The 14,404-nt window shown below is 63.6% G+C and carries 12 protein-coding genes, 1 tRNA gene and 1 pseudogene; 8 read left to right on the plus strand and 6 right to left on the minus strand.

Features of this window, described 5'->3' with window-relative positions; all coding sequences use genetic code 11:
- Positions 1 to 8: 8 nt before the first annotated feature.
- A complete protein-coding gene (locus G7072_RS14430) occupies positions 9 to 1,592 on the minus strand; it encodes an Hsp70 family protein (protein ID WP_166087525.1) in 1,584 nt (527 codons plus the stop codon).
- The gene (gene grpE / locus G7072_RS14435) at positions 1,585 to 2,331 is read right to left on the minus strand and encodes a nucleotide exchange factor GrpE (RefSeq protein ID WP_166087528.1); all 747 of its coding nucleotides are present in this window, start codon (positions 2,329 to 2,331) and stop codon (positions 1,585 to 1,587) included. The genes G7072_RS14430 and grpE overlap by 8 nt, the downstream gene beginning before the upstream one ends.
- 549 nt (positions 2,332 to 2,880) lie before the next feature.
- On the opposite strand from grpE, the gene G7072_RS14440 reads away from it, so the two are divergent.
- From G7072_RS14440 to G7072_RS14475, 8 genes and pseudogenes are all read left to right on the plus strand, one after another.
- Positions 2,881 to 4,341 carry a type IV secretion system DNA-binding domain-containing protein gene (locus G7072_RS14440; protein ID WP_166087530.1) on the plus strand — a complete coding sequence of 487 codons (1,461 nt, stop codon included), beginning with the start codon at positions 2,881 to 2,883 and terminating at the stop codon, positions 4,339 to 4,341.
- Between the two features lie 469 nt (positions 4,342 to 4,810).
- A pseudogene (locus G7072_RS14445) lies at positions 4,811 to 5,416 on the plus strand (leucine zipper domain-containing protein); the annotation flags it as partial.
- A 345-nt stretch (positions 5,417 to 5,761) separates the two neighbouring features.
- Positions 5,762 to 7,537: a DUF262 domain-containing protein gene (locus G7072_RS14450; RefSeq protein WP_206063140.1), complete on the plus strand. Its 1,776-nt coding sequence runs from the start codon at positions 5,762 to 5,764 to the stop codon at positions 7,535 to 7,537.
- Positions 7,534 to 9,834 carry a DUF262 domain-containing protein gene (locus G7072_RS14455; RefSeq protein ID WP_166087534.1) on the plus strand — a complete coding sequence of 767 codons (2,301 nt, stop codon included), beginning with the start codon at positions 7,534 to 7,536 and terminating at the stop codon, positions 9,832 to 9,834. Before G7072_RS14450 ends, G7072_RS14455 begins: the two co-directional genes overlap by 4 nt.
- 81 nt (positions 9,835 to 9,915) lie before the next feature.
- Positions 9,916 to 10,344: a single-stranded DNA-binding protein gene (locus tag G7072_RS14460; protein ID WP_166087537.1), complete on the plus strand. Its 429-nt coding sequence runs from the start codon at positions 9,916 to 9,918 to the stop codon at positions 10,342 to 10,344.
- A 13-nt stretch (positions 10,345 to 10,357) separates the two neighbouring features.
- On the plus strand, positions 10,358 to 10,954 hold the full coding sequence (locus G7072_RS14465; RefSeq protein ID WP_240916963.1) for a hypothetical protein: 597 nt from the start codon (positions 10,358 to 10,360) through the stop codon (positions 10,952 to 10,954).
- 115 nt (positions 10,955 to 11,069) lie between these two features.
- Positions 11,070 to 11,366 (plus strand): hypothetical protein, encoded by a 297-nt coding sequence (locus G7072_RS14470; RefSeq protein WP_166087539.1) that lies wholly within the window; start codon positions 11,070 to 11,072, stop codon positions 11,364 to 11,366.
- Positions 11,366 to 12,673 carry a hypothetical protein gene (locus G7072_RS14475; RefSeq protein WP_166087541.1) on the plus strand — a complete coding sequence of 436 codons (1,308 nt, stop codon included), beginning with the start codon at positions 11,366 to 11,368 and terminating at the stop codon, positions 12,671 to 12,673. The genes G7072_RS14470 and G7072_RS14475 overlap by 1 nt, the downstream gene beginning before the upstream one ends.
- Before the next feature lie 31 nt (positions 12,674 to 12,704).
- On the opposite strand, the gene G7072_RS19815 is transcribed toward G7072_RS14475, so the two are convergent.
- The 4 genes from G7072_RS19815 to G7072_RS14490 form a co-directional block, all read right to left on the minus strand.
- A complete protein-coding gene (locus G7072_RS19815) occupies positions 12,705 to 12,872 on the minus strand; it encodes a hypothetical protein (protein WP_240916964.1) in 168 nt (55 codons plus the stop codon).
- 32 nt (positions 12,873 to 12,904) lie between these two features.
- The gene (locus G7072_RS20075; protein WP_240916965.1) at positions 12,905 to 13,264 is read right to left on the minus strand and encodes a tyrosine-type recombinase/integrase; all 360 of its coding nucleotides are present in this window, start codon (positions 13,262 to 13,264) and stop codon (positions 12,905 to 12,907) included.
- Between the two features lie 644 nt (positions 13,265 to 13,908).
- Entirely contained in the window at positions 13,909 to 14,139 is a 231-nt protein-coding gene (locus G7072_RS14485; RefSeq protein WP_166087543.1) for a helix-turn-helix domain-containing protein, read from the minus strand.
- Between the two features lie 179 nt (positions 14,140 to 14,318).
- Positions 14,319 to 14,395: transfer RNA gene (locus tag G7072_RS14490), tRNA-Met, on the minus strand.
- Positions 14,396 to 14,404: the final 9 nt, after the last annotated feature.

A 14,404-nucleotide genomic window follows, 5' to 3' on the forward strand; every position in this document is an offset into this window, starting at 1 on the left:
CAGACTCGTCAGGAACGGAGCGAGATGCCGGAGACTTGTACGGTTGCTTGCGCGACCTCTTCCTCGCTGAGGACAGAGACCTGCGCTTCAACGTCGATCGTCTGGCCGCCGGTGGGGTCGTACGCCGTAACCCGGGCGAGCCCTTCAGCGGTGACGACCAAGGTGATGTCGATCGGCGATCCCTTGGGAAGAGACGGGATGGGAAGCGTCTTCTCCTGGAGAAGGTCGTTGTCGTTCGGGTTCTCCGACTCGCGCTCGCCGCCCTGCTCGTAGAGCGCGATGGCAACCGAAGTCTGGTTGTCGACGACCGTGCCTGCGCGAATGGGATCGGGCGTTGCCGGGATCGTGTCGTTAGCGTGGAGCAGGAACGAGATGTAGAGGTCGTCGCTTTCCTTCCGCTGGAATCTGACGCCGAGCGCGCGCGAGAGGACGTTGGTGACGTTAAGGGTCTTGGACCCTCCGAGGAAGTACTTTTCCTCGGCGTCGGCGGCGACCGGAACATCTGCCCCATCCGTCGAGAGAACCTCATCAACGGCTGCCTGACCGTAGATGGCCGCTCCCTTCGCCACGGCGAGGTCGAAGTCGGTGTTGGCGGGGCTCCAGCCGAGTTGCTCCCGAAGGGCCATGTCGATCATGGGCATCTTGGAAGACCCACCAACCAAGAGAACTCGGTCCACCTTCAGCCCCGGAGCCTTCGCCTCAGCGGCCGCCACGACTCGCTGGGAGATCTCAAGCGTCTGGGCCACCAGGTGCTTGGTCGCCGCCTCGAACTCCGCCCGAGTGACCGCGATCTGCTCATCCTTGTCCTGGAAACGGCAACGGACGGTGGCGTTCTCACGCTTGGTGAGGGACTTCTTCGTGTCCTCCGCCTGGCTCAGCAGCTCAATCTCAAACTCAGCATCAAGGCGAGGGTTCTCGTCCCCCAAGCCGGCCTGCGCCACGAACTTGTCGGCGATCAACTGCGCCAGAGCCTCGTCCCAATCCGCGCCACCAAGCGTCTTGTTGCCGTCAATCGCGATGACCTCGACTCGGCCCGCCTCTGCTCGCATGATGGTCGTGTCGAAGGTGCCGCCGCCGAGGTCGTAGACGAGGATCGTCTCGGGCTGTTCACCGCGGATGCCGAGAGATAGGGCTGCTGCAACCGGCTCCGTCACGATCCCGACGACTTCAAGGCCAGCGATCTGCCCCGCCTGTTTGGTCGACTCCTTCTCTTGGATGCCGAAGTAGGCCGGGACAGTGATGACGACCTTGCTGACTTCCTCGCCCAACTCGCTATTCGCTGTCTTGACGAGCTCCTTGAGGATCAACGCGGAGATGCTCTCCGGCGTGTACTCCTGACCCCTGAACTCCTGTGGGTAAGCGGTCCCCATGTAGCGCTTGATCAGCGAGCAGGCGTTGTCCGGATCGGACAACTGCACACGTTTAGCCTCAGCTCCGACGACAGCGTTGTTGTCGCCCTCGAAGTAGACGACCGATGGCGTCGTGGGGTTGCTGTCGAAGTTGAGAAGGACTTCGGCCTGACCGAGGTCATTGATTCGAGCGATCGCCGAGTAGGTCGTACCCAGGTCGATTCCATACACACTGTCACTCACCGGGGTCTCCTTCGCCGGGCTCGCTTGTGGGACTGCTCGTAGGGGGCTCGTCGTTTGCGATTGGTTGCGGCGGTTCGTATCGGTAGACACTCACCTGCGCTGGCAGGAGGACGCGGGGAGCACCGACGTACGTGAAACCTTGACGCAAGACTCGCTGCACGCGCTTATCCAGGTCCGGGTCATCGGTCGGGACGATCCGTGACGCATGATGCTTTCTGGAGTCGAACTCGACCTCGGGGACAGCTCCGACCGACTCGAGGTCGACGAGGCCGAGCGCTTCCTCGATGGCAACCGCGAAGAAACTGAAGTCCTTCTCCGCCGACTCCCCCCGCTCCTTGGCTCCCTCGGAAGCCTCAGTGGCTTGAGCATGAAGCCCGGCGAACCTCTGAAAGACCGGTTTGAGCAGGGCCTGCACCTGATCGCCCTGCAACTGCTCGATCCGGTTCTGCATCTGCCGAATGATCTGCTCGTAGTTCTCGGCGCGAGCGTGAAATGCCTGAGACTGCGCCTCAACGCGCAGGAGCGCAGAAGTCAGCTCGTCAAAGGCCGGGCCGACCGAAGGCCCATCGGGCGATACGACCTCGTCGTCCGTACCTGTGTCATCCGCCAAATCGGGCAATTTGCGCGAGTTGCTGACAACAGCCGCCTCGGGGTTCGATCCTGATGGGTCACCGACTACATCAGCGTGGCCCGGGTCGCCGACTCCCGCCTCCCCATCGTCCGATTCGTCTTGGGGCATGCCAGACGCGCCCACGGTCGATTCCCCCAATGCAACCCCCCACTGCACGCCCGACGGATTTCCGTTTAGGGACTTGAATATGGCGCCTCTCTCAGAGCAGGCTCCCGTAGCATATCCACATCTGAGGCTCACGAGGCAGGGGGACGCGATGGTTGAGAGTCGAGAGGGGGCAGAACCGGGCCTTCAGCGCGCCAAGCGCTGGCTTACGAACGCTCGAGTGACGACCAGCGTCGCTGTCAACGTTGCGAACCCCCTCGCTGGGCCGGTTGTGGATCAATTCCACGGCGCGTCGGCGCGCCCGGCAGCCGATGTGACCCAGCAACTCGCGAAGGAAGCGCAACGGGATTGGGCGCAGCACGAAATGGCTCGCCGAGCGCGTACCGCGGGAGATGTGCCCACGCCGGCAGAGGAGACGTCGCGCCAGCCGACCCGTAAGCGCTAGGTGGCCGGTAGCCGCCGCAGCGAGAACAAGTATTGGAGTGCGTGTTGGGCATTGGCTGGCAGGTGACCCGCGGCCTGTTCGCTGCCAGCAACTCGGCGAGTCGCCAGATGGCGAACACCGCTGCGGCGAACGCTGCGATGCGTCGGGCCAACAGGGGACGCCGGGCAGTGCGTCGTGGGTTCATCGGTCCGTGGGATCCGATTCCCGCCGGGGCGCAGGATTTCCTGGACTACTCAGGGGTAGCTACACCTAACGACATTCAATGGCAGAGGTGGGCATTCCCGCTTGGGCGCTACGTCTTGCCCAAGGCAGGTCGCAGGGGCGAGGGGTTCCAGACCAACGACGAGTTTGGGCTTTCGCCAGAGACTGCGAATAGGCACACGGTCGTCTACGCACCAGCGGGCAGCGGAAAGACGACCTCCGTCATCGCTCCGTGGATCTACTCGGCCATGGCACAGGGATACCTCGTGGTTGCTCTCGACCTCAAGGGCAACGGCGACCTCATGTCAATCATTCAGCAGTACGCGGGCTCTCAGACTCCCCTTCCGGACGTCGCGATCTCAAGTTTCAATTACAGCGACCCGATCCACTCCGTCTCCTGGAACTGGATTCGAGAGCTCGCCGGAAATGACACTGCCCTCGATGCGGCAACTCAGGCGCTCGTGGGGCGCGGCGACGACAGTGGGCAGAACCGAATCTTCTGGCTTCGCGACCTCAAGTGGATGCGTGGGCTTCTTGAGTACGCCAGCACGAGCGACCACAACTGGACAGTTGAGACGCTGCTTCGGCTGCTCGATGATCATCCGCGGCTGGCTCGCTACATCACCAACACGGCGCCGGATCGGGTGAGGTCGCGATTGACGGACCTCGTTTACCTCCCCGAGACCGAGTACTACGAGAAGGCTCAGTTCCTCACCACTTACTTAGAGGTACTCAACACTCCCGGCTTTAACCGAGTAACAGCACGTCGCGAGCTGAAGATGCAAGACGTGGCTAGCGAACCGGGGCTCCTGCTCATCACGGCCCCTCTGGCTGACGGCAAGATGTCGGAGGCAGTCTCAGGCCTGTTCCTGTCGCAGTTCATCTCGGCCCAACTCAAGAAGTTCAACACCGGCTCGCGCCCGGTGCTGCTCGTACTGGACGAGGCCCCCAGACTCCAGGAGCGCTTGGATCTCCCCCAACTCATGGCCACGTCCCGGAGTTCCGGGCTCAGCGTCCTGCTCGCGCTCCAAGAGATCACTGACTTCAAGGAGAAGGATCGAGACACTATTCTCTCGAACTGCGTCACGCACATCCTGCTCCCCGGTGCCGGCGCCCCCACAACTGAGTACTTCGCGAAGAGGCTCGGCATGAGGACCGTTGCCCGGCAGACACAATCAATGAACTACTCACGCCACGAGGGACAGACGTTTCAGTCAGGCGTTCAAAACGCCGAGGTGCCCGTGCTCGGTAGAGCGGAGATGACGACACCGCCGGGAGGGCCGTACTCGGCAGTCGTTCACTGCCACGAATTGACCCACAAGCCGATTTTGGTGGACCTGACCCGTTATGACCTGATGAAGTCCTGAGCGTAGCCGCTCAGCCTCGCTTTCGCTCACGCGCGCGCGAGGGTTCCGAAGTGGCGGCTATCGCCGTTCGTCCCAGCGCCCGCTGGATCCGCTCGGATTTCGCCGACGACGGGTTCTGCACCGTGCCCGAAGTGGCGGTCCGGCCCAGCGCGCGCCTGGCCTGATCGCTTACTTGCCTCGCAGGCTCAGGCGGGTTGCGCCCGAACTCAGGGGCGGTCTCAGGGTTCATGTCTGACGGCTTGAACTCCATTTTGCCCGCCCTCCATCCGGTCCTGTCGGTCGCCACACTACGATCAGCATTGATTCTTACACCGCCCACAGCAAGGCTCTTCAGAGGCCGAGGTCGCGGCTGGTCGTATGCGCTAGCTGTACTCGGCAGGCACGTTGGTGACGGCGCGGGTCTTGTGAATGAGGAGAACCTCCCGGCTTAGTGGAGATGTCTGACGTCTTCACCAACCAGGAGGTCCTCGTGGCCCACGCTAATGCCCGTCTGAATCTGCATGGTCGTCGTCTGCTCGTCGCTCGAGTGATCGACGACGGTCGACCGGTCGCTCACGTCGCCAAGGAACTTGGTGTCTCCCGCCAGTATGCGCATCGCTGGGTCGCACGGTTCCGCGCGGAGGGAGAGGCCGGTCTGCTCGAGCGGTCCTCACGTCCGCGCAGCTGCCCACGGCGCACCGCCGCCGAGGTCGAGCAGCGCGTTGTGCAGTTGCGTCATGACCAGCGCAGAGGACAAGACTGGCTCGGAGCAGAGCTGGGGGTGCCGCCCAGGACCGTCTCGGCGATCTTGCGCCGCCACCAGGTGCCTTATCTGCGCGAGTGCGACCCGCTGACCGGCGAGGTCATCCGGGCCTCGAAGACCACCGCGGTCCGCTACGAACGCGACCGTCCCGGCGAGCTCGTCCATGTCGACGTCAAGAAAGTCGGCCGGATCCCCGACGGCGGTGGGTGGCGCGCTCACGGCCGCTCCGAAAAAGTCCGAGGTCGCGGCATCGGCTACGACTTCGTTCACTCGATGGTCGATGACCACTCCCGGCTGGCCTACTCCGAGATCCACCCCGACGAGAAGACGGCAATGCTCAACCTGCTGGTTCGCAAGCATCCCAAGGTCGCCGCCGTCTACCCGACCGACGTCCGTGCGGCGCTCGGGGCCGGCACGTTCACCCCTGGCCAGTTCGACTGGGTCTTCATCGACACTGCGGTCGAACTGACGGCCGAGCAGCGCGCCCAAGTAGAGCGAATCGCCCGACTCGCTGTCATTGTCGTCGACGGGGACGACTGGGCCCTTCGCGATGTTTCGAAGGACCCGGTGGAGCGCATCCGCACTGAGTCCGCTGCGATGAGGGCCGCGTCATGACCTCCGAGCCCTTCTTCCAAGTACTCGGCAGGAACGTCGGACCGGTTCACTAGAGTCTTTCAGGTGAACGAGGCGACGCGTGAGGCGATCCTTGAGCCGAAGATCGTTGGAGGGATCTCTGAAAACTTCTTCGTGCCCGGATACCAGCGCGGCTATCGCTGGGGTCGTACGGAAGTCCGGAATCTCCTCAAGGACATCTGGGAGAGCCGCGAGCGGCCCTACTACCTGCAGCCGATCGTGGTTCAGGAGCTGGGCGACGAGTTTGAGCTCGTCGATGGCCAGCAGCGGCTTACGACCCTGTTTCTGATCTTGCAGTACATGCTGAACGAAGGGCTGAAGAAGACAGGCGCCAACTACAGCATTCGCTACGAGACGCGACCGGGCAGTGCAAAGTATCTTGAACGACCTGACCCTGCACGTAGCCAGGAGAACATCGACTTCTTCCACATTCACGAGGCCTATCAGGCGATTCACGATTGGTTCACTAAAGAGCGCAAGGATGATGACCTTCAGACCGTAGCGGATGAGCTCCGAATCGCGCTCTTTCGACAGGTTAGGGTTATCTGGTACCTGGCACCGCGTGGCGAGGTGGATGCGACCAAGTTGTTCACGCGGCTGAACGTCGGACGCATTGCACTGACCGACGCCGAACTCGTCAAGGCACTCCTCCTGTCAGAAATACGAAAGTTGTCGTCCGATACGGATCTGTCGTTAGAGACGGCGGTCGAGTGGGACATGATCGAGCGGGAGCTGCGCGACCCTGAGAGATGGGCGTTCATCACTGGGAAGTCGGAGGAGGAGCCGACGCACATAAGTCTTTTATTCGACACTTTGGCCGACCAGGTTTCGGACGACTTCCGCGCCAAGACCGGGAAGACACCCGAGGATCGAAGGCCCCTGCGCGGGCGCGAGCGTCCCCCATTCCACACGTTCGAGACGCTACGCAAGCAGATTGCGAGTGATCCCCTGGGCTTTTGGCGCCAGGTGGTGGATCTGCACTCCCTCGTCATGGGATGGCACCATAACCGCGATCTTTACCACAAGATCGGCTACCTCGTGGCAGAGAGGGTGTCGACCCTTGCGGGCCTCGTTCCGGTGGCTGCGGAGCGGCCGAAGTCTGCCTTTGAATCCGAGCTCGACAATTTGATTCGGGGGCATCTGAGCCTGACGGAGAACTTGCTGCGCGAACTTTCCTTTCGAAGCTCGAAGACGAGTCGGGTGCTTCTCCTAATGAACGTGGAGACTATTCGTCAAAGAAAGCACTCAACTGAGCGATACTCCTTCAAGGAACACGCGTCGGGGCGGTGGTCACTTGAGCATCTCCACGCACAGAACGCGCAAGAGCTTCCGCGTAGTTCAGACGTTTGGGAAAAGTGGCTGCGGTTGGCCCATCGCGCCGTGAAGGGGATCAGCATCTCGGGCGCAGGTCAACACGCTAACCTTCTTGCTCGCGTGGAGAAGGTGCTCGAGAACCTCCCGGTCAAAGGTGCTCAGTTCGATGCGCTGGAACGCGAGTTGACTTCTGTGCTCTCCGAAGGCAGCGGTTTCACCGCTGTGGACATCGACTCCATCGCCAACCTCGCTCTGCTCGACGGTGGGGACAACAGCGCGCTGAGCAACTCCGTCTTTGCCGTGAAGCGAAACGAGATCCTCGACCGTGACCGAGAAGGTTCTTACATCCCGGTCTGTACCCGAAATGTATTCCTCAAGTACTACTCTCCCGGCGCAGAGCACCAGGCGGACTTCTGGAGCATCGACGACCGCAGGCATTACCTCAACGCGATGGTCGAGGTGCTGCGGAAGGGACGCTTCCTGGTCTCAGAGGATGGTGCCGAATGAAGGGCTATCTGACCTCCTTCGCTCGGCTCTTCGAGGAGCGTCCCGAGGGCGCACCCGTTGTCGAGAGGATCAAGATCCCCTTGATTCAGCGCGACTACGCCCAGGGTCGCCCTGGCCCAGTCGTCGAGGAGATTCGCACCAATTTCTTGGAGGTGCTCCTCAATGCTGTCGCCGGCGTCGAGCCAACTGGGCTTGACTTCGTCTACGGCAAAGTCGACCAGGGAACCTTTCAGCCCCTCGACGGGCAACAGCGCCTCACTACGTTGTTCCTACTCCACTGGTACCTAGCGTCACGCGCGGAACAGCTCGATCCGGGAGCGCCTTGGACCCGCTTCTCCTACGCCACTCGCGTCAGCGCGCGCCGATTTTGCAGTCGACTCGTAAAACATGCCCTCCCGCTCCTGCCTCCCGAGAAGCCGCCGTCCGAATGGATCGTCGATCAGTCTTGGTACCTGCACGTCTGGCGCGACGACCCGACGATCCAGTCGATGCTCGAGATGGTTGACGCCATCGAGCGAGAACTCCTGCGACTGCATCCAACCCTCGATCCACGCGTTGCCTGGGACCTGCTTACCAGCGCGAAGCCCCTGGCCATCTCGTTCTACCTACTTCCTCTCGACGACATGGAGTCCGAAGAGGACCTCTACATCAAGATGAACTCGCGCGGGAAGCCGCTGACCTCCTTTGAGACATTCAAGGCCCTCTTCGAGAAAGACATCACGCACTCGCCTTGGGTTGACGATCTGGGGCGCAAGCGCTCCGTTTCGTTCGCGCACAGGATCGACGGTTCATGGTCCGACCTCTTCTGGAAGTTCCACGGAGGCGACAACCTCGTTGATGACGAGTTCGTCCGATACATGGACTTCGTCACGCAAATCTGCGAACTTCGCGAGGACCGCGTCGTCAAAGGGCGTCTCGGCGACCGCGCACGCCAGGTCTTCGGCGAGGGGAACATGCGCGCGGAGGATCACCTCGACTTCCTTTTCGCCGCCTTTGACTGTTGGCGCGATGCCGACCACATTGCGCAAGTATTCGATGATCTGTTCGGGCATTTCAGCCCGGGGGAGGATGGCTACGACCCGAAGAAGGTCATTCTCTTCACGGGCGCCGGCTCGAATCTGTTCGAGCTCTGCATCCGTCACTTCAACAGTCAGGCAAGCCGCAACCCGAACTTCACTCTCCAGCAGACCTTGCTGCTCTATGCCGTGCTGCTCCATCTAATCGAGCGCACCGACGACTTTCCCCGCCGCCTCCGTATCGTCCGGAACCTGGTGTCTGCACCGGGAGACGAGATCCGTGGCGACAGGATGCCAGGTCTGGTCCGCGACGTCGAGGTCCTGGTTCGCACCGGGGACCTCGACGAAGTCACTCGGTTCAGTGCCAACCAAGTCGCTGACGAGTTGAGGAAGCGCAATCACATCGCCCTGGACCCTGGACTTGCACCCACCGTGTTCCGTCTCGAAGATCACGAGCTCCTCCGCGGAACCCTCACAGCGTTCGAGGTGGACGCCGAGGAGTTCAACGCAAGAGCGCTGGCCTTCGAGAACGCCTTCACCAAGCGAAGCTCCTGGCCCCATCTGACGGGAGCCCTACTCGCTGTGGGCGACTACCAGCGCACGCACCCGAAGACCTCCGATTGGCAGTTCGGCACCGTATCGGCAACCAACGAGGGTTCCTGGCGCTACCTCCTCGCCGAGGGCGATCTGGCAAGTCTCAGCAGCATCCGCTCAGTGCTCGCGAGCTTCCTGGACGGCTTCGTGGCATCGGGGACCAACCTGGAGTCGTACTGCGACTCCTTGGTCAAAGACGCGATCGCATCGCATGAGGCAGCGCGAAAGCGCGACTGGCGCTACTACCTCCTGAAGCACGAGTCCCTGCGCTCCGGCCGGCCCGGCATCTATCGAGGCGATCCCGGCTACTCCATGATCATGATGCGCGAAACGCAGGGAAGCCGGATCAACCGCGACCCGATCCTGCTCGGCGTGTGGGAGTTGGCGGACCCTGGCGATCGAGTCAAGGACCCGTGGTTCTCAGGGGACGCTTCCGCTCCACGCTGGCTGGAACTGATTCAGAGCGGCACCGGCATCCGAAGCGTGAGCAGGGGGTTCGAACTCCGTCCCCCACAGATTGAAGGGCTCGAGGAGTCGTTCCTCACCATCTGCAACAGTCACGGCGACATCGAGAGCACCGATGACGGGCTCCTTCTCAAGATTCCCCAGGAGGCTGGCATCGACAAGACGGATCGTGTCGTCGTCGGTGCTTCATTCCTACAGGAGCTGCTCGCAGTCGGCCTGTAGCGGCGTACGCCGGAGTCCCGTGCACACCTGACTCCTGAGAGCGGTTGCCAGCCGAGGCACCGCCCGAGCTCAGGAGTCAGCATGACAATTCCCATCCAGATGAGCCTGCACGGGTTCATCGCCGCTGCACCGCAGATCAACTTCACGAGCAAGGGCGCTGCCCGCTTCTATGCCCGCGTCGGCGTCGAGCGCTACCGCAAGGAGGCCGACGGCAGCTTCACCAAGCTGGAGCCGACCTTCCACGACCTCGTCGCCTACGCCAAGACCGCCGAGCGGGCCCACGCCAAGTTCAAGGTCGGCGACAACTTCGTCGCCTCGGGCTACATCAACGAATACAAGATCGACCGCAACGGTCAGACGCAGGCCCGCGAGGAGTTCGTCGCTCGCAGGATCGGGCACGACCTCGCGCGCACGAGGTACGACGTCGACCGCACGCCGTCACGTCAGCCGGACCCGCCCGGCGCAGACCTGCCGACGGCCAAGGAGCCGGCCCAGGTCGTCGCTCTCTGAAGGCGGGGTGACGATGACCACCGACAGCGAGCAGGCCGCCCAGTTCGCGTCGATGGAGCCGGACGACTGCATGGCCGGTGCCGTCCACCCGAGCGGCAGTCCCGTCCTTTCCGGGGCTGTCGACTCGAATGAGGAGGAGGCACTTCACCCGATCAACTGGAACCTGCTCACCGCCGACGAGGCCGAGGCTGAGTGGCTCGACCTCAACGCGTGGGTGCACTGGCTGCGCGCGACGTACGGCTTGCCGCCGACGGTGATCCCGCCGTTCTGGCACCGGCATGACGAGCTGGTCTGGGAGCTCTCGGCGCTGCACATGCACTGGCTCAACGCCTACGACCAGGACGGCAGCCCCTCCGCACCGCTGGCGTGGCATCGCGACTTCGCTGACGCCCGCAATCGCCTGCGGGAGTGGGTGTCGACTTGCGGCACGAAGCTCGATCGCAACCGCCCCACCCGGCTCACCACCTGGCCAGGTGAAGAGCCAGCCGAGCCCGGCGTCGAGGTCGCGATCGAGCACCGGGAAGCCGACTTCTGCGCCTACGTCATGGAAGACGTGGCCGCCCGGCAACGTATCGAAGACCGCGCTCGAGCGGTCGCCGGAGCCTCCTGACCCTGCACAAACCGTCCAACCACCGTTCCGTCCAGATCGCCGGCAACACGACCCCGGCCATTCGACCGGTCGGCCACACGGTGAATGACCAGCCCATCACGCGGAAGGAACCGCCATGTTGCTCGCCCACGCTGTCACTCTGGCCGGGGCCCGCTCCTACCTCGCAGCTCTCGCCGACCAGGCTCTGACGTTCGACGCCTCCGTCGAGTACGAGCGCGTCCTGCTCCAGGTCGACTTCCTACACGGGGACTTCATCCCCGGTATCGCCCGCGTTCCCGCCTACGGCCGCGACGTCCTCTTCGACGTCGCCTACGCCGCCATCGAGGAGCTGGCCGCACACGGCGTCGACCTGTTCTCCGTCGAACTGCTGCTCGACATGCTGGAGATGGCCTGGGCGAAGGACTTGCCCTGATGTACGGCGAGAACAGCGGCCACCTGCGCCACGCCCTCGGCGTTCTCGCCCGCGAGCACCGCATCCAGCAACGACTCGGTGGCAAGGGCACCCACACTCTCCCTGAGACCACGACCGTCGAGGAACGAGAGGAACTGGGCAAACAGATCCGCCGCTACCGGCAGTGCGTCCTGACCTGGAGCCTCCAAGCCGCGGATGCCGCTAACCCGCGCATCCACCTCGAGGGCACCACCGGACGATCCCGTGGCCCTGCCGAACACCTGCGGTACCGACTCACCGAAGCACTCTCCGCGTCCAGCGCCGAGCTCGCCCACGGCGACGAACTCGTCACCAAACAGCCGTTTGCGACCGTCGAATCCTGGCGACAAGCCGCCCGCGCCGCCGCACTGGGTGAACACGACCTCGCCGGCGGGGCCGGACCCGGCGGGCTCAGCGAGCAGCAGCGCATGACCGTCCTCAAGGACGCCGCCGACATCGTGCGTGGCCTGGTCGCGCTCGACCGCCGGTACGAAGGGGTGCCCGGATGGGAAAGGCTCCTCAACCAGGGGCGGCTCGGCCGTGCGGCCGAGGCGTGTGCCGCGATCGCCGGATGCGATGAAGCTGACTACACCGTCGACCAGCTCGGCTGGCAACCCATACCCCGACCGGTGGACGGCCCGGCCATGCCCGGCCTGGCCGGAGTGATTCAGGCGCAGTACAACCTGCTGCTCCACCTCATCGAACTCCCCGACGCACGCAGTCTGCGCGTGGTCATGGACTCTCAACGCGTCGTCGCACATGAAGCCGCCACACGCATTGGTGACGTCGAGCCTGAGCTTGCCGCGAGGTGGATCACCCGCAGGCAGACCTACAGCAAGCTCGTCCAGAAGACGCGTGACCTTGGCGGCATTCTCGGCAAACCGGACGCAGCTAACCAAGGCGCCATCGCCGCGGGTCGCGCCGAGAAGCTCGGCCGCGAGTCGCTGACCGACACCACGCAGTTGCGACAGCTCGACCGCATCTTCAGCCACATCGACGAACGGGTCTGCGCCGCGGTCGAGCACGGCATCAAGGAACGCCTCTACTTCCTGCGAGTTCCGTTCCCTCGCGTGGACGATCGCAGCCCCGGGATGGTGAAAGGTCTGCGGCACCGCTACGTGCCCATCACCTCACCCGTCCAGACCGACGTGCTCAGCATTGTGCGCCACGAACTCCGGCCGGCTCCGATCAAGCCGGCCACGCCCAGGGGTGCCGCGCGGAGCCGCCTCGACTTCGAAGCTGCGCTCCGGCACCGCCCGGGCGACCCTCACCCACCGATGGCGATTTGATCAGGCGCCAGCGAGCGAGCTGGGGGTCTACTCATCCGACGTCATCGCCGAGCTCCTTCGGCGCGAGCGCTTCCAGAATCTCGGCGGTCACGGGGTTCACCTTCTCATCGGGCTCGATGTAGTGCTGCTTGGTGATCTCCGAGGAAGTGTGACCGAGCATCTCGGCAGCGAGGTCAGCACCGCCCGCACGGTCAATCACGGTGGCGACTGTCCGTCGGAACGAGTGCGGCGTCACCCCCTGATGCCGGCTTCGTCGAGCACGGCGCGCAGTCGCCGGCGCACGTTGTTGGTCGTCAGCGGCGTGTGGTTTCGGCTGAAGAAGACCAGGTGCTCAGGCTCTTCTCCCGCGATCAGCACCAGTCGCTGGCGGAGCACCTCAGCAGCGAAGGACGGCACGGAAACTGTCCGGGTCGACTTCTGCGACTTGGGGTGGTGCTGACGATGGGTGGGCTTGCCGTTCGGGGACACGACGGTTCCGCAGATGCGCACCGTCGCCGGGGTAACGGTGACATCGACGTCGCACTTTCGGATCGCGAGCACCTCGCCGATGCGCGCCGAGGTCCCGAGCATGACCTCGATGATCTGCTCCACTGCCCGTCCGGTTTGGGGCCAGCGAGTCCGGACGCACGCCTCCACGACCGGACCGCGCTACGGATGGCCTCCACTTGCTCGACGGTCAGGGCCATCGCGGTAGTCGGTGGCTTTCGGAGACGTGCGGTGTCGCGCACCGGGTTCTTGGCGATGGCCTCGTAACGCACCGCCAGCCCCAACGCGAGGCTCAGCACGGTCCGCGCCTGCTTGGCCGTGCTGTAGCTCTTTGTGGTCGCCAGTGTCTTGATGAACTGGTCGACTCGGCTCACCGTGATCTCTCTCAGGGAGAAGTGCTCGAAGGCCGGCAGGACAAGCTGACGCATGTTGCGCTCGTAGAGAGCGCGCGTGCTCGGAGCGAGCTTGCCTTCCAGGTCGAGGTCGCCGAGCCAGACGTCGACCAGGCGGCCGAACGAGCTGTCCGGGCCGAGTTCGCCGATCCCTCGCGCCGAACCCCTCCGGTTGGCGAGCTTCTCCTTCAGGCGGTGCTCGGCCAGCTTCCTGGTGGAGTCGCTGGCCTCGACTCTGCGGACCTGGCCGTCGTGGTCGCGGAAACGGACGCGCGCGCGAACGGTGCCGTTCGGCATGTTGGTGAACTCGATTGCGCCGAAGGTCCCGATCGGGGTGCGAGGTCTAGCCACGGCACGTCACCTCTTCTCCGCGGAGCGACCGGGCGCAGTCTCGCGCTGGTTCTCGATCCAGTCGCGGACGTCGGAGACGGCGAACTTCAGGTGGCGACCCATCCGGATGCAGACCGGACCGCGTCCGGTCTGGCGCCATTCGTAGATCGTCTTGATCGGCACGCCGAGGTACTCGGCGAGCTCGTCGATGCTCAGGAGCGGGTCGAGCCCACTCAACGGGTTGGTGTCGGTCCTCATGCACGTCAGGTGCATGCTCCACACCGGACGGTTCGGCAATGTTTGGAGGGAGTAGGGAGCAGCCGGAGCGCGGAGCGCCGGGGACACCTACGAGATAGTGAAAACGGAGGGTTTCCGGAGGGAGGTTCAAGTCTCAAATGCTTTCTGGCCCGGGATTCGCACTGAATCCCGGGCCAGATTGGTAGCGGGGGCAGGATTTGAACCTGCGACCTCTGGGTTATGAGCCCAGCGAGCTACCGAGCTGCTCCACCCCGCGTCGGTAGAC

Source organism: Nocardioides sp. HDW12B (genome assembly GCF_011299595.1).
GTDB lineage: Bacteria > Actinomycetota > Actinomycetes > Propionibacteriales > Nocardioidaceae > Marmoricola_A.